Raw genomic sequence first — 20,387 nt, 5'->3', positions numbered from 1 at the left:
AACCGGGGCTTTGTCGTTCCCGCGGTCGCCCTCTCGCACGGCACGCCGACGGCGCCCGAGGGGCGCGTACCCCGGCGCGTTCGACCCGTTCGAGTGAGCCCCGGCATGGTGCCTCCAGCCTCGGGCAGTGATCATCCCGAGCCGTCGAGTCGATCACCCGTCGGCGGCTCCGACCAGGGACGATCAAAGGGGGACCCATGCTCCGCACCACCCCGCGCACCCGCCACGCCCTTCTGACGGCCGCTGCCGCGCTCCTGCTCTCCGGCTGCACCGCCGTCGGTCCCGGAGCGCCCGACGCCCCCGCCGTCCCGTCGGGCGCGGCGGCCCAGGACGCGCTCCTCAAGACGGCCGAGCACCGGCTGGTCGTGGACTGCCTGAAGGGCCGGGGCCTCTCCCTGGCGTCCAGGCCCCGCGCCCCGGACGAGGACCGCACCCTCCAGGCGGCGCTCTTCGGCGCCGGCCCGCGGGAACTCTCCGTCACCCTCGCCACGGGCGCCACCGTCACCGCCCACGAGGACGGCTGCCTCGCCACCGCCCGCCACCGGCTCTACGGCGACCAGCGCCGATGGTTCCGGGCCCAGGTCGTCGTCGACAACCTCCGCGCCGAGGCCCAGGCCCGGATGAGCGACGACCCCGTCCACCGCGCGGCACTAGCCCGCTGGACCCGGTGCGTGACCCCGTCGGGCAGCCCCCGCCCCGACCGCCCCGATCCCGCCGTCGCCACCCGCTGCGCCCGCGAGAGCGGACTCGACGAGGTCCGCGAGCGGCTGGAGACCGCCGAGCTGGCCACGGTGCGTGCCCTGCGCCGCGAGGAGCTCACCACATACCGGCAGCTGCGCGACCGCGCGCTGCGGCGGGCAGCCGAACTGCCCGCGCCCACTCACCCGCAGAAAGGCCCCACCCTCTCGTGAAGCGACTTCTTGTCACCACCGCCGCAGCGTTGTTCGCCGCCACCGCCGGCTTCGCCCTCGCCGGCTCCGCGGCGGCCGCCGAATGCCCCAGCGGCGAGTTCTGCGTCTGGCAGAACTCCGACTTCGGCGGCCAGCGCGCCAACTGGAGCGGGGACGACGGCTGGTGGGAGAGCTGGATCTCCGACACCGACTCCTCCTGGGCCAACCACGGCATCTCGGGACCCGGAATCAAGGACCACGTCAAGGTCTACGAGAGCGCCTGGCAGGGGGGAAGCGTGACCATCTGTCTGGCTCCGGGCCAAGAGGTCGGCTACAACGGCGCCGCCAACGACCGCGGAGACTCCCACACGTGGTCGATGGGCTGCTGACCCACCGCACGACCGACCCGCCCCCCACCTCGCGATCCACTCCGTGACCCCTCCGCGGACCGCCGCCCCACCCGCCCGCCTCCGCAGCCGCCCACGGCGCGGGTCGACGGGTAGGGTGGCGGACGTGGAGCGGGTTGTGGAGGCAGGGCGGTAGTGAGGCACTTCGACGAGGTCGACGCACTTCTCGCGGGCGTCGCACCGGAGGCGGAACTCCCCGCCCCCGAGGAACGGGTACGACTGCGGGAGACCGCCCGGCTGCCCAAGGTCCAGGTGGCCAGAGCGCTGGGCATCAGCCCGGCGACCCTGACCGCCTGGGAATCGGGCCGCGAGCCGGTCGGTGAGGCCCGGACGCGCTACGCCTACCTGCTCGACGGCCTCCGAGCCAGACTCGACACCGCCGACGCGAAGCCGGCAGCCACCCCGGAGTCCCAGACGTCGGCGCCGGGGTCCCCGGACGCGCCGGTCCCACCCCCGTCGTCGACCGCGCCGGAGACCGCTGCCGGGCCCGAGCCGGACGACGACGTCGCCGAGCTCGCCGTACCCCAGCCGTGTGTCCTGTGCGGGCACCCGGCCCGCCACGAGGTCGAGGGGTTCGCCCAGCATCTCGACCCCGCGGAGTGCGGCGGCCCCGCGCGGGCGGACGCGGCCACGGCCCCCGCACAGGCGGCCGCGCCCGCCCCCGGCGAGTCGGCCGCTCCTTCGGCCACCGCCCCCGCCGAGAGGCCTGCCCGGCCGGCTCCGGCCCGCCAGGCTCCCGCGGCAACCGGACGCGCTCCGGCTCCCGCGGGCGCCGAGCGTGCTCCCGCGACGACGAGCCGGCGCGCGTTCCAGGAGCCCGCGCCCACCCCGCTGGGTACCGTCCAGGAAGCCGTCCGGAGCGCGCTGGAGAAGCACGGCGGTGACACCGAGGCCGCGACCGCGGACCTGGTGCGCACCGCCATCCCCGACGCCATGGCCCTGCTGGACATGTGCCGTACCGGCGCCCGCTACGAGATCGTCGGTCACCCGCCGATCCCCGCCGTCCTCCGGAAGAAGACCTCGCGCGGCGCCGACGAGATCTGGGAGGCGCGGCCCAAGTGGACCCGCCCCGCGCTGCCGGCCGGCCCCCAGGAGATCACGGCCCTCGACATCAACGGCGCCTACCTCAGCGCCCTCAAGACCCATCTGCCGCTCGGCGCCCTGGAACACCACACCGGTGGCGCGCACGACCGGCGCAGGGCGGGGGTGCACCTCGTCACCCCGCCCGAGTGGGAGCACGGCGAGTACCTGCCCCATCCGCTCGGCTCCCGTGACGAGCCAGGTCCGCTGTGGATCACCGAGCCGACCCTCCGGCTCCTGCTGCGGCTCTCCTCGCCGGCGTACGGACTGTGCGAACCGCCCGTCGTCCATGAGTCGTTCACCTCCGGTGCCACCGAGAACCTCCTGGAGAAGTTCCGCAACACCCTCCGTGACGCCCGGGCCGAGGCCCTGGTCGCAGAGGACGAGGTGACGATGGAGTACGTGAAGGCCATGTACTCCAAGTTCGTCGCCACCATGGGGGAGTCGAACTTCAACCGGGAGCTGTACCGCCCGGACTGGATGCACATCATCCGCTCCCAGGCCTTCGCCAACCTCTGGACGAAGGCCTACAAGGCGTACGACGCCGGTCTGACCGTGGTCCGTGCCATGGGCACCGACGAGCTGCACGTCATCGGCGACTGGCGGCGGGTCTTCCCCGAGGGCCGTGGCGTCACCGAGGTGAAGGTCAAGGACGTCTACACGGCGCAGGAGGAGGACTGAGAGTCCGGGCGCCCGGGTGACAGACGGCGTCCCGGGTCGTGTCAGCCCCGGGCGAGGGTGCTCCCCGGGTGGCGGAGGGCCGAGGCGAGCATCAGACCGGCGCCGCGGACGACGCTGGTCGACGGGTCGTTCGCCAGGCGGAGGCGGGCGCGGAGGAGATGGGCCAGCCGTCCGGTGACGTCGAGGCGCAGGGCGCCGCCGCCCGTCACCAGGACGCCGCGGCGCAGCGCACCGCGTACGGCACCCGTGCGGTCCTGTCGCCACAGGTCGCTCACCATGTCGGCGGCCGTGCCGACCACCGCGTCGGACCCGCCGCCCGACTCCGGGAGGTCGTCGACCCCCACCTCGGCCAGCCGGGCGTCCTGGACGAGGCCGTCCACGACGAGGGTGACCTCGGTCAGCTGCGCGCCGAGGTCGACGACGAGCAGCGGGCCGCCGCCGGACGGTGCCGCGTAGGCGGCCGCGGCGCGGGCGCTGTCCACGGCGATGACCCGTGCCGGGCCGAGCGCGTCCACGACCCGCCGTGCCGCCGCGCGCTCCTCCGGAGCGGCGAGCACCGGGTGGGTCAGCATGACGACGGTGTCGTGCCCGCCGTCGCCGGGTGCGACGGCGGTGAGGCGGCGGAGCAGCCGGAGCTGGGAGGCGGCGTCGGTCACGCGGCCGCGTCGTACCGGACCGCTCGGCACGTCCGCGAAGACGCCCGCCCCCGGCGACCAGGCGCGGGTACGGGAGCTGCCGATGTCGAGGGCGATCCCGCGCACCGGCCGCCCCGTACGCCGGCCGCCGCCTGCTGATCCGAACGATCCCATCGCTTCCGTCCATTCGCCGCGACCCGCTGTTTGTGAGGCCGACACGGGCCCTCACTATGCAGTATCCGTGGCAGGAACGCTATGGTGCTTATGGATCGAAGGGGCCGTGGTGAAGGCGGGTCAGTTCTCGCCGCCCAGCCACAGGTCGGGGCCGAACACCTCGTAGTGGATGTCGGCGGCGGCGACGCCCCGGCGGACGAGGTCGCCGCGGACCGCGCGGAGGAAGGGCAGCGGTCCGCACAGGTAGGCGGTCGCCCCGGCGGGCAGGTCGAGCGCGGTGACGTCCGCGCGGCCCGGACGGGCCCCGGAGTCGCCCGGCTCCTCGTACCAGAGGTGCAGCGTGGCCTGTGGCAGCGCGTCCACGAGGTGCCGGAGTTCGGCGGCGTGCGCATGGGAGCCGGGGGCGCGGTCGGCGTGCACGACCACGACGGGGCGGGTCGATCCGGTGGCGGCCAGGTGGTCGAGCATGGCCAGCATCGGGGTGCTGCCGATCCCGGCGGAGGCGAGCAGCAGGGGCGTCTCCCCGTCGGGCAGGACCAGGTCGCCGAAGGGGGCGGAGACCTCCAGGGTGTCGCCCGCGCCCGCGTGGGCGTGCAGCCAGGAGGAGACCTCGCCCGCCGGGTCGCCGTCGACCCGCTTCACGGTGATCCGCCGGCCCGGGCGCCCCGGAGCGGCGGACAGGCTGTACTGGCGGATCTGCCGGGCGCCGTCGGGCAGGGTGACCCGGACGCTGACGTACTGGCCCGGCCGGAACGCCTCCGTGGGGGTGCCGTCGGTGCGACGCAGGACGAATGAGGCCGTGTCGGACGTCTCCTCCCGTCGCTCGGTGATCTCCATGGACCGCCAGGCCTGGCCCGCGGTGATGCCGGCCTCCTGGTAGAGCCGGGTCTCCACGGCGATCAGCGCGTTGGCCATCAGCCAGTACACCTCGTCCCAGGCCTGTGCCACCTCGGGGGTCACGGCGTCGCCGAGGACCTCCGCGATCGCGGCGAAGAGGTGCTCGTGCACGGTCTTGTACTGCGCGGCCGTGACGCCGAGCGAGGCGTGCTTGTGCGCGATCCGCGACAGCATCGCATCGGGGCGGACGTCCGGCTTCTCGACCAGGGCGACGGCGAAGGCGGCTATGGAGCCGGCGAGCGCCTGCCGCTGCTCGCCGCCGGCCTGGTTGCCCCGGTTGAACAGGTCGCGCAGAAGCTCGGGATGGGCGGCGAAGAGACGCTCGTAGAACCGCGCGGTGATCCGGTCGAGTGCGCCGCCGACGGCGGGCAGGGTGGCGCGGACGACCGGGACGGCCTGCTCGGATAGCATGGCAACTCGCAATCTGGTAAATGATCTGCGTATTTAACGGTGTGGCTGAGCGCCCGTGGGGCCGGGGGTTCAGGGGGTGGGGCGCGGGGTGAGGGAGAGGAGGAGCGGGCCGGTCGGCGACTCGACGAGCTCGGCGACGGTCAGGGGGTCGAGCGCGCGGTAGAACGCCTCCTGCGCCTGGCGCAGCGCCCCCCGCAGGCGGCATCCGCTGCGCAGTGGGCACGGCGGATCGCCCTCGCAGGCGACGACCTCCTCCTCGCCCTCCAGGGTGCGGGCCAGCCAGCCCACCGAGGAGCGCCGGCCCCGTTCGGTGAGGGCCAGGCCGCCGCCGCGGCCCCGTCGCGCCTCGACCACGCCCAGATGCTGGAGCCGGGTGACCGCCTTCGCCATGTGCGCGTAGGGCACGTCCATCGACTCCGCCACCTCGCGGGTGGTGACGGATTCCTCCGGAGCGGTGACCGCCAGGCGCATCACGGCACGGAGCGCCAGGTCGGTGAACTTCGTCAGCCTCACGCCATGACCGTATCAAAGCGGTATCTGAGAAGCGTATTAAGGGGTGGGATGTCGTCTCAGGCGCCGCCACAGCCACCAGCCGCCCGAGACCAGGCAACTGGCGGTGAGGACGATCCCCACGACCGGCCACCGCCCGCCCGCGATCCGGGTGTCCGTCACGAGGACCAGAAGGAGGGCGACCGCCGGCAGCAGCGCGGAACCGACCGCGCGCAGCCCCGCCAGAGCCACAGCGGGGTCGAGCCGGGCACCACGCGAGGCGCGCAGATCGGGGGAGCCGACGTAGAAGACGGTGGCCCGGTCGGTCAGCTGTGTGGTGCCGCGGTGGTACTGGAAGGCCATGTACGGCAGCCAGACCAGCGGCACCACCAGGCCGACCAGAAACACTCCGCCGAGGAGCGACCACCTGCCGACGCGGACCCACCGGCCGACACCGTCGCCCGGCGTGACCAGACCGAGGAGCCGCGCCATCCGCACGATCAGGTACCGGAACGCCGCCAGCCGTCCCTGCCCACCCTCGGCTCGCGCCCCGGTTCCGGCCGTGTCCAGGGCGGCCCTGGCGGTCGCTGTGTCGCCGTACACCCCCTGGATGACAAGGAGTTCGGCCGCCCGCTCGGGGTCGGTCGTGTCCCTCCCCTCGGTTGCGGCGAGTTCGAGCACCGTGCGCACCTGGGAGAGCAGGGCTCCGCAGAAGGCCACCGGGATGAGGAACAGGAAAGGCCCGCCGACGAAAGCCCCTTCCGTCGTCACCGACCGGCGTCCACGGGTGACGAGCAGGGCGCGCAGCGCGGCCGCGTCGGCGTGGGGGTGGGCGTCGCGGAGGCGGGCGACCGTGGCGCCGGCGCCCGGGCCGAGCCGTCGCAGAGCGAAGGACGCGAGCGACTCCGGGAGCCGGCCGGGCTCCGCCAGGGTCTCCCTCAGCAGGGAGCCGGCGAGCCCGGCGGCCGGAGCCGCCCGCGTCCTCTTCCGCACTGCCGTGTGCGCTTCCTTCCCGTCCTCCTCCGGAGCCTCAGGCCAGGACCTTGGCCTTCGCCTTCTCGAACTCCTCGGGCGTGATCGCGCCCTTGTCCTTCAGCTCCGCGAGCCGGGCCAGTTCATCGGTGGAGCTGCCACCACCGCCCGCCCCCTGGGTGCCGGCGGTCTTGCGGATGTAGTCCTGGAAGGCGGCCTCGCTCGCCTTGGCCTGCTTGACGTCGCGCGCGCTCATGCCCTTGCCCCGGGCGATGACGTAGACCAGCACGCCGAGGTAGGGGAGCAGGATGCAGAAGATCAGCCAGCCGGCCTTGGCCCACCCGTTCATGTCGTGATCCCGGAAGATGTCGGTGATCACCTTGAAGAGCAGGAACAGCCACATGATCCAGAGGAAGAACCACAGCATGGTCCAGAACACGTTGAGGAGGGGGTAGTCGTCCATTCCGGCACTCTCCGTTCCGGCGCCGGCCGGGAGAGGCCGTGCGTTGGTGCGAGTCTCACCCAGCCCGGACGCGTCCGCATGTCGGTGCCGCTCCACGTGCGACCGTGCCGCCGCCGTGTTCGGATGGAGCCCGCGAACCGTGCGGCACCGGGACCACGGGCGGAGGCGCGCACCGCACGAGGACGCGAGGCACGGAGCACCATGGGGCCGATGGAGTGAGTCGTGAACAGGACGCAGGAACAGGCCATCGCCGACCTCCAGGGCCGACAGCAGCCCTCAGCCGCCGCCCCGCCGCCCGCGCCGAGCACACCACCGGCCCAGGCTGCCGCGCCGGCCCCCGCTTCCGTAGGCGCGCCCACGGTGACCGACCAGCTGGTCCGATGGGGTGAACTGGCCGGGGAAGGCCTGCTCACCCCCGAGGCGTTCGCGGCCGCCAAGGCCGAACCGCTCGGCGTCTGAAGGGGTTCAGCCGCGGCGCAGCGCGGCGAGCGCGCGGTCGGCGTGGGCGCTCATGCGCAGCTCGCTGCGCACGACCTCCCGTATCCGCCGGTCCTGGCCGATCACGAACGTGACCCGCTTCGTCGGCGCGAGCGAGAACCCGCGCTTCACGCCGAACCGATCGCGCACCGCGCCGTCGGGGTCGGACAGCAGGGGGTAGCCGAGGGAGTGCCGCTCGGCGAACTCCTGCTGCCGTTCCACCCCGTCCGTGCTGATCCCGACGGGCAGCGCGCCGACGGCGCGGAACTCGGCCGCGAGATCGCGGAAGTGGCAGGCCTCGGCGGTGCAGGCCGGGGTGAGCGCGGCCGGGTAGAAGAAGAGGACGACCGGACCCTCGGCCAGCAGGCCGGTCAGGGAGCGCGGAGCGCCCGTCTCGTCCGGAAGGGTGAAGTCCTCGACGAGGTCACCGACGTTCACAGCAGTCCGTCCCCGATCCGTACCTGGTGAGCCACCGGAGCCACCGATGGCAGGGCGGCGACGTTACCGCAGAGTACGAGGCGACGTCACCCCTCGGCCGAGGGCCTGTCATCCTCGGCGTGCCGCCTGCGCCCGCGCCCGCGCCTCCGCCTCCTTCGCCCCGCTCCGGGCGGCGGCGCGCCGGTCGAGCACGTCCAGGGCCCGCTCGCCCCAGCGCAGGTTCTCCTCCTCGAAGAACCGGCCGCGCATCAGCGTGAGGTACGGACCCACCCGCTCCGTCTCCGCGAGGTAGGTCTCCTCGTCCCGGCCGGCGAGCATCCACTCGTACAGCCGGTCGTAGCGGGCCAGTTTCGCCCGGGAGGTCTCCATCCGCTGGGCGACGAACCCGCGGACGGCCGTGGTGTCGCCCTCGTCGCAGGCCTGCACCTGGACCATCAGCTCGTCACGGACGGCGCTGGGGCGCGGCGGCGTCGACGTGTAGGCGGCCAGGTCCCTGAGTCCGGGCTCCGTGAGACTGAACATCCGCTTGTTGGGGCGCCGTTCCTGCTCCACCACGCGAGCCGTGATCAGGCCCGCCTCCGCGAGTCGGTCCAGCTCGCGGTAGAGCTGCTGCGGGGTGGCTGCCCAGAAGTTCGCGACGGACACGTCGAAGATCTTGGCCAGGTCGTATCCGGAGGCCTCGCCCTCCAGGAGAGCTGCGAGGACGGCGTGCTTGAGGGACATCCGGACACGCTAGCAGCACGTTGAATAATTTCTTCCGCACCTAATCAACTCGACGCGCGCACGATCCACCGGCCGGAGGGTCCACGCGATCCACCGGTTGGACGGGCTCCCTCGCTGGCACGTCCGTCCGGCGCCTGCCTAGGCTGGAGGGAGGGGACGGCAGATCCGAGGGGCAGCGCGATGGACAGCGACACGTTCGTCTACACCACCTACATCCGGACCACCCCCGACGAGCTCTGGAAAGCGCTCACCGACGCGGCGTTCACCCGCCGCTACTGGGGCGTGGCCTTCGAGACCGAGTGGACCCCGGGCGCCCCCATGGTCTGGGACGAGGGCGGGCGCCGGACCGCCGATCCCGAGCAGGTGGTGCTCGCGGCCGAGCCGGGCCGCCTCCTCTCGTACACCTGGCACTCCTTCACCCCGGCCTGGGCGGAGGCCGTACGCCTCGACCAGGACGTCTACGAGCGCCTGGCCCGGGAGCCCCGGTCCACGGTGACCTACGTGATCGAGCCCTCGGGCGACACGGTCAAGCTCACGGTCACGCATGGGGACCTCCGGCCCGGCGGCATGATGAAGGGGCTGATCGCCGAGGGCTGGCCCGCCCTTGTCTCCAGTCTCAAGTCCCTTCTGGAGACGGGCGAGGAACTGCCGGAGCCGCCCCGCTGACCCGGCGACCGGGCTGACCCATTCGAGTGGTCTCGCCCGTCACTCCGCCGCCACGCCCATCGACGTGATCATCGTTCGGTCCTTTCACCCGTTGTGATGCCGCGGTCGGCACCGCACGCCGACGCCGACGCCGTCGTCAGAAAGGGGAGGGTGTCCGACGTGTCGTCACGCAGATAGGTGCGGGGGTGGGGTGCGTTGTCCCAGGCCGCCGGAACCGTCCTCGTCGGCACCGCGGCCCAGCCGCCCGCCCAGCCCGACGTGCGACCCGCCACGGCACCGGATTCCACCGCCGTCGTCCCCGCTACCGGTACTCGACCGTCAGGGTCACCGGCGTGTCCCGGTTCACGAAGAGGTACGCCGTCCCGGTCGGAGCAGACGCGAACCCGAGCCGGAACTGGGTGACCCCGCCCCGGTTCAGCGCCGCGAGGGCCTCCGCCGACAGGTCCGTCGACACCGCGCTCCCGGAGGAGAAGGAGTCGATCCGCGCCGCACCCGCCACCGAGGCCGCGGCGGACCAGTCACCCGGCTCGACCGCGCATCCCCCGAAGCAGCCCGCGCGCAGATCCACCTGGAGCCGGTTGCCCGCCGGAGACGTCCAGGGATCGCCGGAGCCACTGGTCCTGCTGACGGTCAGCCAGGCACGCGTGATCTCCTTGCCCGCCGGAACCCGCGAGGTGTCGAAGGAGACCACCGACCGGTTCACCTTGCCGTCCGTGCCCCGGCCGAGCGCCAGCCCGGACAGGTCCTCCAGGGTGCCGACCGCGGCCCCCGAGCCGTCCGGCGCCGCCTTCACGTACCCGTCCTCCGCGTCCGTGCTCGCCAGCACCGTCCGGCCCGGGGCGGGCGGAGGCGTCCCCGTGCCCCGCAGGGCCCGCACCATCCCCATGATCGCCTCGATCTGCTTCCCGCCGTGGCGCGCGTAGGCCGTGTCACCGAGGTAGCCCCACCAGTTCCAGCAGCCGTTCGGGTTCTCCAGGGTCGTGGTGGGCGCCGCCTGCGGATACAGCACGACGATGTCGTTGGTGTCGGCGTACTCGTTCAGGTACGCGCCCCCGACGAACCGGGTCCCGAACCCCTGGTACGCGTACCCCTGCTTGCACCCGTGCAGCGCGACGAGCAGCCGGCAGCGCGCCCCCTCGGCGCAGGACGCCGGTACGTACGCGAAGCCCTCCGCTCCCATCGACAGGGCCGCCGCCGAGCCGCCCGGCGCGTACACGTTCTGGTCGAAGCGGATCAGCGAGCCGCCCGTGCCGGAACCGGGCGCCGCGACCGTACCGAAGAGGTGCCCGAGAAGCGCTCCTTCCGCGTCGATCCCGCAGTTGTTGAGGAACGGGGTCTGCGTCACCGTGCAGGAGTTGGGGCCGAGCGGGGTGATCCACGCGTGGCCCGCCGCCGTGGAGCGGTCGTACCGGACCCGGGCACCGAAGCGCCCGTAGTAGTCGGCGAGGGCGTCCGCCACCGGCCGCTTCACCGTCGAGTCGTTCGAGCCGCTGAACACGTACACCGGGTCACCGGCCAGATTCGCCACCGGGTCCACCTGACCCTGCGCCGACCGGTCGCGGGTCGCCTGTTCCAGGGCGGCGAGCTGAAGGTTCTGCGTCGTGTCCATGCAGGCGTTGAGCGCCGTGGCGAGCTGGCCACGCGCGCAGTCGTACGGGCCCGAGGCGAACGCGGCGGAGCCCTCGAACGTACCCGAGTACGCCACGTGCAGCTGGGTCGCCATGTATCCCCCGGACGACACCCCCGCACTGAACACGGAGCCGATGTCGTACGGCTGCAGGGTGCCGGGCACCGGCGGCGGAGCGGCCGCCCCGGCCGGAGGCGCGGCGGGCAGAAGGGCCGCCGCGGCGCACAGCAGCAGCGCCGCGAACCGGCGTGGCCCTCGGCGGTGGGTGGGACGGGGTGAACGCATGGGGGCTCCCGGCTGGCTCGTTCCTGACGGAGGGTCGGCCGGGAGGCTACGGGCGGTCCTGAGCCCTCCTCCATGGGCGAGGACGCCACAATCCGGCCCGCCGGGTATGGCGGCCCGTCACCTGGCAGCCGCCGTGGGAGCGTCCGGCGCGAGCTGCGAGGATGCCGTCATGGACATTCACGACGTGAGGAACGGGCCGCTGGCCGAGGCGGTCGCGCTGCGCGAACAGGGCAGGCCGGAGGAGGCCCGCGAGCGGCTCGTCGCGCTCGCCGCCCGGTACCCGGACGACGCGGAGGTCGCGTACCAGACGGCCTGGGCGCACGATGTCCTCGGCCTGGAGGCGGACGCCGTGACCCACTACGAACGCGCCCTCACGGGCGCCGGGCTCGGCTCCGAGGACCGGCGTGGGGCGCTCCTCGGCCTCGGCAGCACCTACCGGGTGCTCGGCCGTCACGAGGACGCCGTCGCCCTCCTGGCCGGGGCCGTCGAGGAGTTCCCGGACGACGGCTCCCTCCGGACCTTCCTCGCGATGGCCCTCTACAACACGGGCCGCCACCACGAGTCGGTCCGACTGCTGCTCCGGCTGCTCGCCACCACCAGCGACGACCCCTCCGTACAGCGGTACCGCCGCGCCATCGAGCACTACGCCGAGGATCTCGACGCGACCGAGTGACGCGGGGCGGTCAGTCGTTCACCGCCGTCAGCAGGACCACCGCGTCCTCCAGGGCGGTGAGCCCGTGCCGCTCCTTGGGGATCATCCGCAGCGTCCCCGCCGCGAGCTCCTCCGACCGCCCGGACGCCGTCAGGTCCACCCGGCCCCGCAGCACCTGGAGACTCGCGGCCGGCGGCGCGTTGTGCTCGTCCAGGGACGTGCCCGAGGTCAGCGCGATGACGGTCTGCCGGAGTACCCCGTCGTGCAGCACCCGATGGGCGCTGCGCCCGTGCGGCGCCGCACGGGCCGCGGCCAGGTGCTCGTCGGCGAGGGCGGCGAGGTCAAGCTTCATGACTCTCCCTGCGGGATGCGCGGGCGGATACCCCACCAGCCTCCCGTGTGCCGTCCGGGACGCAACTCGGGACCGTCGCCCGTACGGCTCGTACCAGGCGTACAGGGTGTACCGACCGTACGGAGGGCGCCGCCACGAGACCGCCGACGGCGAGGAACACCCCGGCGGCCAGCAGGGCCGCCGACCAGCCGTGCTCCGCGTACAGCCAGGACCCGGCGAGGGAGCCGAGCGCCCCACCGCCGAACGTGGCCAGCATGAAGACCGTGTTGACCCGGGCCGCCACCGCGGCGCCGATCGCGAAGATCCGCGCCTGGTTGGCCACCTGGCAGGAGCTGACCCCGGCCACCAGCAGGTTCGCCCCGGCCACCAGGGCCGCCGGGAAGTCCGGGGCCAGGCCGGCCACGCCGAGGCCGAGCCCCGCCGACGCCAGCCCGACGGCGCTCACGACCGGCGCCCCGTACCGGTCGGTGAGCGGCCCGGCCGTCGCCGAGAGCAGCGCGGCGGGCAGGGTCAGCACCCCGAAGAGCCCGGCGGCGCCCGGCCCGTACCCGAGCGGGGGCGCCGCCAGGTGGAAGGCGAGCACCGCCCAGAAGACGCTGAACGCGGCGAACACGCCGGCCCCGAGCAGCGCCGCGACCCGGAGCTCGCGATGCGCCGCCAGGAGCCTGGGCAGTCCGGCCAGGAGACCGCCGTACGAGGTGCCGCCGGGCCCGCCGAGACGCTCGGGCAGGCTGCGCGGCAGGACACACAGCAGCGCCGCCGTCGCCACGGCGGCCACGACGTAGGCGACCCGCCAGCTGCCGCTCGCGTCGGTCACGGCGCCCGAGACCGTACGGGAGAGGGTCGACCCCAGCGTGAGGCCGAGTCCGACGAGGCCCACGACCCGGCCCCGCCGCCCGGGACCGGCGAGGACGGCCGCCACAGGAGTGAGGATCTGCGGCAGCACGGTCGTGGTCGACAGGGCGAGCGTCGCGAGCGTCAGGGTGACCACGCCGGGCGCCGCCGCGGCGAGGAGCAGCGCGCCGCTGGTGAGGACGAGCAGGACCGAGGTGAGGCGGCGCAGCCGCGCGGTGTCGGCCAGGGGCACGAGCAGCAGGATGCCGAGCGCGTATCCGATCTGCGCGGCCGAGGCGACGAGTCCCGCCGTCCGCTCCGACACGTCGAGCCCTTGGGCGACGGCCGCGAGGAGCGGCTGCGGAAAGTAGATGTTGGCGACGGTGACCGCGCCCGCGACGGCGAAGAGCGGAACGTTCACGGGCCGGGCGGCTTCGGAGCCTCCCGCGGGCTCGGTGGTGGGTTCTGGCGGGGCGGCCGGGCGGCGTGGGTCCACGGAGACTCTTCCGTACGGGGGAGGGGGACGCCTCAAGGCTCCTCGTCGCCGCACCGGCGGAACAAGCTGTCATCATGAAAACGGCGTTGAGCCGGACTCAACAATCGGAACGATCGCAGGAGGACCGGTGCTCGAACGGTACGAGCTGGAAACGTTCCTCACGCTCGCCGAGGAGCTCCACTTCGGACGCACCGGCGAGCGTCTCGGCGTCTCCACCGGCCGCGTCAGCCAGACCGTCAAGAAGCTGGAGCGCCGCGTCGGCACCCCGCTCTTCGCGCGCACCAGCCGCAGCGTCGCCCTCACCCCGGTCGGACGGCGCCTGTACGAGGACCTCCTGCCCGCCCACCGGCGGATCCGCGCGGCCCTGGAGCGTGCCACCGAGGCCGGACGCGGAGTCCACGGCAGACTGCGCACCGGCTTCGCCACCCCGTGGGGCGGCGAACTCCTCACCGCGGCCGCCGACACCCTCCTCACCCGCCACCCCGGCTGCGAGATCACCGTCCGCGAGGTCCCGCTCGACGGAGGCGTACAGCCCCTCCAGGACGGCGAACTCGACGTCCAGCTCACCGCCCTCCCCGTCCGCGAGCCGGAGCTCACCACCGGCCCCGTCGTCCTCCGCGACGACCGCGTCCTGCTGCTGCCCGCCGCCCACCCGCTGGCCGGCCGTCCTTCCCTCGGAGCCGAGGACCTCGCCGGGCTGCCCCTGATCACCACCGCGGGCGACAACCCGCGCCACTGGCTCGACCACCACTACCCCCGGCACACCCCCTCCGGAGCGCCCGTCGGGCGAGGCCCCGTCGCCGCCACCTGGCAGGAGGTCCTCTCCCACGTCACGGCCGGCCGGGGCGTCGCGTCCGGCGCCGCCCGAGGTGCCCGCTACCACCCCCGGCCCGGCATCGCCTACGTCCCCCTGCGCGACGCCCCGCCCCTCGAATACGGCCTGGTATGGCCCACCGCCGCCGACACCGCCCTGCTCCGGGCCTTCGTGACGGCGGTCGGCACCCCGCGCACCTGACCGGTGACGCATCAGCCGCCGCCCCCGGGGACGAGGGCCCCCGCCAGATGGTCGTACGCCACGTGGGCGTGGAGCCGGACACCGGTGACGAGAGTGTCGTCGTCCGCGTAGAAGTGCGGGTTGTGGTGGGTCACCAGACCACGACCACCGGGTACGGGCACCGGCCGGCCGTCCGCGTCCAGGGTCGCGTCCTGGACGCCGAGCATCACGTACAGGCCGCCGAACCGGCTCACGAACTCGGAGACGTCGTCGTACCCGAGGGTCGCCCCCGTCTCCACCACCCGCTCCTCGCCCACCACCCTGCGGAAGGTCGGGAGCCCCGCCTCCACCCACGGCCCGCTGTTGTGCACGGGCGGCACGGACTGGAGGTACTCCACCGTGGCCGCCGCCCCGTACGCCGCCGCCGAATGCTCCACGAGCGTCGTCAGCCGGCGCTGGACCCGCTCCATGTCCGACTCCACGGCCGTGCGGACCGTTCCCCACAACGTCACCGTCTCCCCGACGATGTTGAAGCGTCCGACGTCCTCGACGTGCCCGATGGAGACCGTGACCGGGTCGAAGGCCGACACCTGCCGGTACAACTGCCCGATGCCCGTCAGGACCGCCCCGACCGCGGGCATCGGGTCGATGCCCTCCCACGGTGTGGAACCGTGGGTCTGCCTGCCCGCGACGACGATGCGGACAAGGGTGGAGGCGCCGTACTGATTGCCGATCCGGTACCCCACGTACCCCTTCGGATGCGGCGTCACGTGCAGCCCGAAGACCATCGTCGGCACCGGGTCGGCGAACGCGCCCGCCTCGACCATCGCCCGCGCCCCGCCCTCCTCGGTCACCGGAGCGCCCTCCTCGGCGGGCTGGAAGACGAAGAGCACCGTCCCCGGCAACCGGTCGCGCACCCCGGCCAGCACCGTCGCCGCGCCGAGCAGCGCCGCCGTGTGGCAGTCGTGTCCGCAGGCGTGCGAGACGGGGAACGGGCCGCCCGGGTAGTCGGCGTCGACCACCCCGGAGGCGAACTCCACCCCGCACAGGTCCTGGACGGGCAGCGCGTCCATGTCGGCCCGCAGCGCCACGACCCGCTCACCCGGGGCCCCGCCGCGCAGGACACCCACCACCCCATGGCCCGCGATGCCCGTGCGGACCTCGTCGAGGCCGAGGGCGCGCAGCTGGTCCGCCACCAGGCGGGCGGTGTTCACCTCACGGTTGGACAGCTCCGGATGCCGGTGCAGATGGCGCCGCCAGGCCACCACCCGGTCCGCCACCCCGGCCGCCCGCTCGTCCAACTCGTCGTGGATCGCCTCGCTGCCCAACGGGACTCCTTCTCCTCCGGCCGCCATGGCCACGGACTCGGCCACGTGTGCCCTCAGGTTGCCATCCGCGGCCCGCCCGGGCACCGCCCCCTCGCGAGCGGGCGGTGCCCTCCTCGCTGCGGGCGTCGGCAGTCCGCCCGCGGCGAGGAGGGCGCACCCCTCCACCGCGCACGCCCTAACCGATGGTCACCACCCGCGCCCAGTCGGGCGGCGCGTCCGGGACGTAGTCCGGATCGTCCTCGTCCCAGGAACCGGTCGACCTCTCGCGGGGGAACAGGCCCACCACCGTCCGGCAGGACGGCCTGGCCTCGGGCCAGGGCGTCTGGCCGTCCGTCAGGACCACCACGACGTCCGGCCGCGGCGCCGTACGCAGCGCCCGCGCGAAACCCGTACGGAGATCCGTACCGCCCCCGCCCACCAACGTGATGCCCTCGGCGTGGCACAGCGGGTGCACGGTGTGCGCGGCCGCGTCGCAGGACATCACCGTGACCAGGTCCCGGCGACCGCCCACGGCCCGGGCGATCGCGGTCACCTCCAGGAGTGCGCTGCCCAGCTCGGCATCGCTCACCGACGCGGAGGTGTCGACGATCACGGACACCCGGGGCGGTCGGCGCCGCAGGCTCGGCAGCACGGCGCCCGGTACACCCGCCGAGCGACGGGACGGCCGGCCGTAGCTGTAGTCCTGGCCCGCGCCGGATCCGGAAGCCGCCGCGCGGACCGCCGCCCCCAGCAGGTCCCGCCACGGCTGCGGCGGGTGGAACACCTCCTCCGCCCACCGCTTCCAGGCCTTGGAGGTGTGCCCGGGGCGGCCGTTGACGGCCTGCGCCACCCGGAAGCGGACGGCGTCCCGCTGCTGCTCGCTCAGTCCGTCCGCGCCGTTCGGACCCAGATCCCACTCCCGGTCCAGCCCGTCGGAGCCACTGCCGCAGTCCAGCCAGGCGAAGTCCTGGGTGCGGGGGCCGAGGCCGAACTGACGCAGGTAGTCCTCCATCAGCTCCCCGGAAGGAAGGCCGAGGGCGCCCGGAGTGACCGCGCCATGGGGCAGGACCAGGCCGTCCCCGAACGAGTCGTCGTTGATCTCGCAGTCGGCCGCGATGTTCATCCGCAGCCTGGCCCCGGGGCCGGTGAGACCGCGTTCCCGGGCCACCCGGTCACCGCGTCCGTGGTGGTCGCGCAGGAGGTGCGACACCTCGTGCACCCACACCCCGGCCAGTTCCTCGACCGGGTTCCGGCGCACGAAGCCCGGCGAGACGTAGCACCGCCAGTACCGGTCGACGGCCATCGTCGGCACCTGCCGCGACTCCACGACGTGCAGGGCGAACAACGCCGTCGCCAGATAGGGCCGGGCCCGGACGGCGAGCAGCCGGGCGGCGAAGAGCTTGTCGAGGTCGAGCGACCCCCCGGCGTCCGCGCTCGTGGCGCTCACCGGGCCGGGAGTCCGGGCCGCGCTCGTGGCGTCCACCACGCTCATCGCGCGCCCGACGTCGCGATCGGCGTGCTCGCGACCAGGGCGGCCGCCTCGTCGGCACGCCGGGACATGGAGACGGCCCCGGCGAGCCGCTCGATGGCGGGCGGCACGTCCCACTCCTCACGGCGGAGTGCGGCGAGCGTGGTCGCGGGGACGACGACCAGATCCGGCGCGCCCGTCTCCACCGCCCTGGCCAGCAGGGTCCAGGCGGCGTCCCACCGCGCCTTCTCGGGGCGGGCCCCGACCGCGGCCACCACGCCGTCGAGCGCGGCCTGGCGCAGGTCACCCCGTACCGGAAGGGCGGCGCCCGCGGGGTCGGCGAGCAGCGTCTCGGGGTCCGGGAGGTCCATCCGGTCCAGACCGGCGAGGAGTTCGAGCCCCGGCCCGTCCCCCACGGTCCCCCTGACGAGGAGCGAGATCACCTCCCGAGAGGAACCGGCCGCCGTGGCGAAGGCGATGAGGCACAGGCTCATCTCCCAGCTGCGCGGAGAGGGCCAGGGGCCGCCGCGCCGGGCCTCGCCGTTGGGCAGCTGGTGTACGAGTTTGGGACGGACGGCGAGGAGTCCGCAGACCGCCCGCCTGGCGTACTCCACGGCCTGAGGCAGGCGCTCCGGGTCGAGGCGCGGCAGCGTCGCCCGCGGCCAGGTCCCGCCGAGGCCGCGCACGACGACGTCGTGGTCGTGGGTCCACCGGAGGTGGACGAAGCGGTTCGCCAGGGGCGGGCTGAGCTCCCAGCCGTCGGCAGCCGAGGCCCGCGGGTTGGCCGCGGCCACGATCCGCACCTCCGACGGCAGACGCAGTGCGCCGATCCGCCGTTCCAGGACCAGCCGGAGCAGAGCGGCCTGCACCGCCGGCGGAGCGGTGGACAGCTCGTCCAGGAACAGCAGCCCCCGACCGGCCCGCACGAGCCGCACCGCCCAGTCCGGCGGGGCCATCGGGACGCCCTGTTCGGCGGGATCGTCGCCGACCACGGGGAGCCCCGCGAAGTCGGACGGCTCGTGGACGCTGGCGATCACCGTGGTCAGTGGGAGGTCGAGGGTCTCGGCGAGCTGGGTCAGGGCGGCGGTCTTGCCGATACCCGGCTCCCCCCACAGGAGGACCGGCAGGTCGGCGGCGACGGCGAGGGTCAGCGCCTCCAGCTGGATGTCGGGGCGGGGCTCGGTGGTGGACTCGCGCAGCATGGAGAGGAGTTCACCGGCGACGTCGAGCGTGGAGTCGGACGGGGTGTGCAGGGGCATGAGTGATCACCTGTGGGTGTGTGGGGACCGGCGGACGGCAGCAGAGGGCCAGGGTTGGGCCCGTGGCCACGTACGGGTCCGGGTCCGGTGAGTACGGGGGACGGGGTGGGACGGCGCGGCCGGGATCGGGACCGGGGCCGCGCGCGTCAGCGGGCGAGAGTGTGGCGGGGATGGCTGCGGTGGTCCTGCGGGCGGTCGGGACCGGGCCGCGCACGACCGGGCCCCGGGCCGTAGAGGCCCGCCCTGAAGAGTCCGTACGTGATCCGGCGCCGAGCGGCCGTCTCCAGCGCGTCCCGGAGCGCACCGTTGCGCAGCACGGCGCCGGGGCCGAGCAGGCCCTCGACGACGGCCAGCGCGCCGGCGGTGTCGCCGTGGTCCAGGCGTTCGCGGACGCCGGTGAGACAGTCCGGCCGACGGTGCGCCTCGTCGATGACCTGGAGACAGGGCAGGGGCGGCCCGCCCAGCGCGACCAGGAGCTCCTCGCGCCGGAGTTCGGCGGAGCCGTGGTCGAGCGGGGCGAGTACGCCGTCGGAGAGTCCGATCCGGTGACGGGACCCCCGGCACTCCACGACACGCGGCTGCCCCGGCCGGTCCGCCGCCGGGGTCGTCGGGGACGGGTGTCCGGCCGGTGGACGGTCGGGGGCGAGGGCAGAGGCGACCAGCGGATGCAGTCGTCCGGCCTCGATCAGACCGGCGCGCAGCAGCTCCAGGTCGGGGAGCGCCCAGGTGGCGGCGTCGGGCAGGAGCGGCAGCGCCCGCGCGCCGGGCACCGGCTCCGACGCCGGTGTCGCCGTCGCGGCAGGGTGGAGCGGCTGTGCGGTCGCCGAGGAGCCGTCGCCGCGCGCGTCCACGTCGAGGAGGACCTGCTCGCGTGCCCCGAGCCGGACGCGGACGCGTCCGACGGAGTGCCCTGTGGAGCGGAGCAGTATGCCCGCCTCCGATGCCCAGCGGTCGACGGCGCGACCCGGCACCCGCTCGATCCGCATCGACGGGGCCGCGACGGGCCCGGCGGCACCCCTGGTCACCGCGCCTTCTGCAGCGCCCTCGGCGCCCTCAGGGCCTTCGGCGCCGTCGGCTCCCGAGCGGACGCGCAGCTCACCGCTGCGGTCCGCGTCCCAGAGGTGGCGGTGCAGGTCCAGGCGGTACCGGGGGCTGGGGCGGGCGTGCGGGTGGCGGCGCTCGGCCGGCCCGTCACGCGACCGGTCCCACAGGGCGAGGCTCATCCGTTGGCCGGCGTCCGCCCACGCGGGCGGGGTCCGCACCACGAGGTACACCGGACGGGAGCTGTAGTCCCCGGGGGCGTCGTACCGTGCCAGGGGCACGGTCAGGCCCGGACGCAGCAGGCCGTCGGGGGCGATCCGTGGCATGTGCCATCGCAGCAGGTCGGGAGCGAGCCGACGGAGATCGGCCCTCACCAGGGCGGTGAGCTCCCGGCCGTACTGGCGGGTGGTGGAGCCGAGGTCGAGATCGACGTCGATGCCGGCGGCGGCGCACGCGCCCGCCCAGTCCCCGACGGAGCGACGGAGGGCAGCGGTCTCGATCATGGACGGCGGCACGGCGAACTCGCGCACGCGCAGCCAGAGGGAAAGGCGGGTATCGCCGTTCGCGGTGGAGGTGGGCATCAGCACTCACCTTGCGCGGACGGGACCCCCGATCTGATAGCGGAGTAGGTCTTCATCGCGATGATCTTATCGACGCGTACGTCGCGGA

The 20,387-nt window shown here is 74.1% G+C and carries 21 protein-coding genes; 7 read left to right on the top strand and 14 right to left on the bottom strand.

The genetic code is table 11. The annotated features are described in order from the left end of the window. Positions 1–197: 197 nt before the first annotated feature. From ACRRSS_RS20305 to ACRRSS_RS20295, 3 genes are all read left to right on the top strand, one after another. Positions 198–911, top strand: coding sequence for a hypothetical protein (locus ACRRSS_RS20305; protein WP_435972532.1), 714 nt, complete (start codon positions 198–200; stop codon positions 909–911). After that, on the top strand, positions 908–1,279 hold the full coding sequence (locus ACRRSS_RS20300) for a peptidase inhibitor family I36 protein (RefSeq protein ID WP_435972531.1): 372 nt from the start codon (positions 908–910) through the stop codon (positions 1,277–1,279). Before ACRRSS_RS20305 ends, ACRRSS_RS20300 begins: the two co-directional genes overlap by 4 nt. Positions 1,280–1,432: 153 nt before the next feature. Further along, entirely contained in the window at positions 1,433–3,058 is a 1,626-nt protein-coding gene (locus ACRRSS_RS20295; RefSeq protein WP_435972530.1) for a helix-turn-helix domain-containing protein, read from the top strand. Between the two features lie 41 nt (positions 3,059–3,099). Here the strand turns inward: ACRRSS_RS20295 and ACRRSS_RS20290 are convergent, their stop codons facing one another. From ACRRSS_RS20290 to ACRRSS_RS20270, 5 genes are all read right to left on the bottom strand, one after another. Next, positions 3,100–3,867 carry a rod shape-determining protein gene (locus ACRRSS_RS20290; protein ID WP_435972529.1) on the bottom strand — a complete coding sequence of 256 codons (768 nt, stop codon included), beginning with the start codon at positions 3,865–3,867 and terminating at the stop codon, positions 3,100–3,102. 120 nt (positions 3,868–3,987) lie between these two features. Continuing rightward, the gene (locus ACRRSS_RS20285; protein ID WP_435972528.1) at positions 3,988–5,175 is read right to left on the bottom strand and encodes a globin domain-containing protein; all 1,188 of its coding nucleotides are present in this window, start codon (positions 5,173–5,175) and stop codon (positions 3,988–3,990) included. Between the two features lie 69 nt (positions 5,176–5,244). Next, complete coding sequence (locus ACRRSS_RS20280; RefSeq protein WP_351904906.1) at positions 5,245–5,688, bottom strand: RrF2 family transcriptional regulator; 444 nt, start codon at positions 5,686–5,688, stop codon at positions 5,245–5,247. Positions 5,689–5,724: 36 nt separating this feature from the next. Continuing rightward, entirely contained in the window at positions 5,725–6,657 is a 933-nt protein-coding gene (locus ACRRSS_RS20275) for a hypothetical protein (RefSeq protein ID WP_435972527.1), read from the bottom strand. A 37-nt stretch (positions 6,658–6,694) separates the two neighbouring features. Further along, a complete protein-coding gene (locus ACRRSS_RS20270; protein WP_435972526.1) occupies positions 6,695–7,099 on the bottom strand; it encodes an SHOCT domain-containing protein in 405 nt (134 codons plus the stop codon). A gap of 222 nt (positions 7,100–7,321) precedes the next feature. On the opposite strand from ACRRSS_RS20270, the gene ACRRSS_RS20265 reads away from it, so the two are divergent. Then, entirely contained in the window at positions 7,322–7,558 is a 237-nt protein-coding gene (locus ACRRSS_RS20265) for a hypothetical protein (RefSeq protein WP_435972525.1), read from the top strand. 6 nt (positions 7,559–7,564) lie between these two features. Here the strand turns inward: ACRRSS_RS20265 and ACRRSS_RS20260 are convergent, their stop codons facing one another. Beyond that, positions 7,565–8,014 (bottom strand): peroxiredoxin, encoded by a 450-nt coding sequence (locus ACRRSS_RS20260; RefSeq protein ID WP_435972524.1) that lies wholly within the window; start codon positions 8,012–8,014, stop codon positions 7,565–7,567. 108 nt (positions 8,015–8,122) lie between these two features. Beyond that, entirely contained in the window at positions 8,123–8,737 is a 615-nt protein-coding gene (locus ACRRSS_RS20255; protein ID WP_435972523.1) for a PadR family transcriptional regulator, read from the bottom strand. Between the two features lie 180 nt (positions 8,738–8,917). On the opposite strand from ACRRSS_RS20255, the gene ACRRSS_RS20250 reads away from it, so the two are divergent. Further along, complete coding sequence (locus ACRRSS_RS20250) at positions 8,918–9,403, top strand: SRPBCC family protein (protein WP_435972522.1); 486 nt, start codon at positions 8,918–8,920, stop codon at positions 9,401–9,403. Between the two features lie 301 nt (positions 9,404–9,704). On the opposite strand, the gene ACRRSS_RS20245 is transcribed toward ACRRSS_RS20250, so the two are convergent. Beyond that, entirely contained in the window at positions 9,705–11,315 is a 1,611-nt protein-coding gene (locus tag ACRRSS_RS20245; RefSeq protein WP_435972521.1) for an extracellular catalytic domain type 2 short-chain-length polyhydroxyalkanoate depolymerase, read from the bottom strand. A 169-nt stretch (positions 11,316–11,484) separates the two neighbouring features. Between ACRRSS_RS20245 and ACRRSS_RS20240 the strand changes: the two genes are divergently transcribed. After that, complete coding sequence (locus tag ACRRSS_RS20240) at positions 11,485–11,988, top strand: tetratricopeptide repeat protein (protein WP_435972520.1); 504 nt, start codon at positions 11,485–11,487, stop codon at positions 11,986–11,988. Positions 11,989–11,998: 10 nt separating this feature from the next. On the opposite strand, the gene ACRRSS_RS20235 is transcribed toward ACRRSS_RS20240, so the two are convergent. After that, the gene (locus tag ACRRSS_RS20235; RefSeq protein WP_351904874.1) at positions 11,999–12,319 is read right to left on the bottom strand and encodes a cupin; all 321 of its coding nucleotides are present in this window, start codon (positions 12,317–12,319) and stop codon (positions 11,999–12,001) included. Continuing rightward, positions 12,309–13,649, bottom strand: a complete 1,341-nt coding sequence (locus ACRRSS_RS20230; protein WP_435972519.1) for an MFS transporter — start codon at positions 13,647–13,649, stop codon at positions 12,309–12,311. The genes ACRRSS_RS20235 and ACRRSS_RS20230 overlap by 11 nt, the downstream gene beginning before the upstream one ends. 127 nt (positions 13,650–13,776) lie before the next feature. Between ACRRSS_RS20230 and ACRRSS_RS20225 the strand changes: the two genes are divergently transcribed. Then, positions 13,777–14,664, top strand: a complete 888-nt coding sequence (locus ACRRSS_RS20225; protein ID WP_435972518.1) for a LysR family transcriptional regulator — start codon at positions 13,777–13,779, stop codon at positions 14,662–14,664. Between the two features lie 11 nt (positions 14,665–14,675). Here the strand turns inward: ACRRSS_RS20225 and ACRRSS_RS20220 are convergent, their stop codons facing one another. The 4 genes from ACRRSS_RS20220 to ACRRSS_RS20205 form a co-directional block, all read right to left on the bottom strand. Further along, a complete protein-coding gene (locus ACRRSS_RS20220; protein ID WP_435972517.1) occupies positions 14,676–15,971 on the bottom strand; it encodes a M20 metallopeptidase family protein in 1,296 nt (431 codons plus the stop codon). 175 nt (positions 15,972–16,146) lie between these two features. Further along, positions 16,147–17,442 (bottom strand): vWA domain-containing protein, encoded by a 1,296-nt coding sequence (locus tag ACRRSS_RS20215; RefSeq protein WP_435972516.1) that lies wholly within the window; start codon positions 17,440–17,442, stop codon positions 16,147–16,149. Then, positions 17,439–18,677, bottom strand: a complete 1,239-nt coding sequence (locus ACRRSS_RS20210) for an AAA family ATPase (RefSeq protein ID WP_435972515.1) — start codon at positions 18,675–18,677, stop codon at positions 17,439–17,441. The genes ACRRSS_RS20215 and ACRRSS_RS20210 overlap by 4 nt, the downstream gene beginning before the upstream one ends. 146 nt (positions 18,678–18,823) lie before the next feature. Then, a complete protein-coding gene (locus ACRRSS_RS20205; protein WP_435972514.1) occupies positions 18,824–20,299 on the bottom strand; it encodes a hypothetical protein in 1,476 nt (491 codons plus the stop codon). Between the last annotated feature and the right edge of the window lie 88 nt (positions 20,300–20,387).

It is taken from the genome of Streptomyces sp. Qhu_M48 (genome assembly GCF_051305195.1).
Lineage (GTDB): Bacteria > Actinomycetota > Actinomycetes > Streptomycetales > Streptomycetaceae > Streptomyces.
Note: the sequence above shows the minus strand (reverse complement) of the source record. Positions and strands in the feature narration are given on the sequence as shown.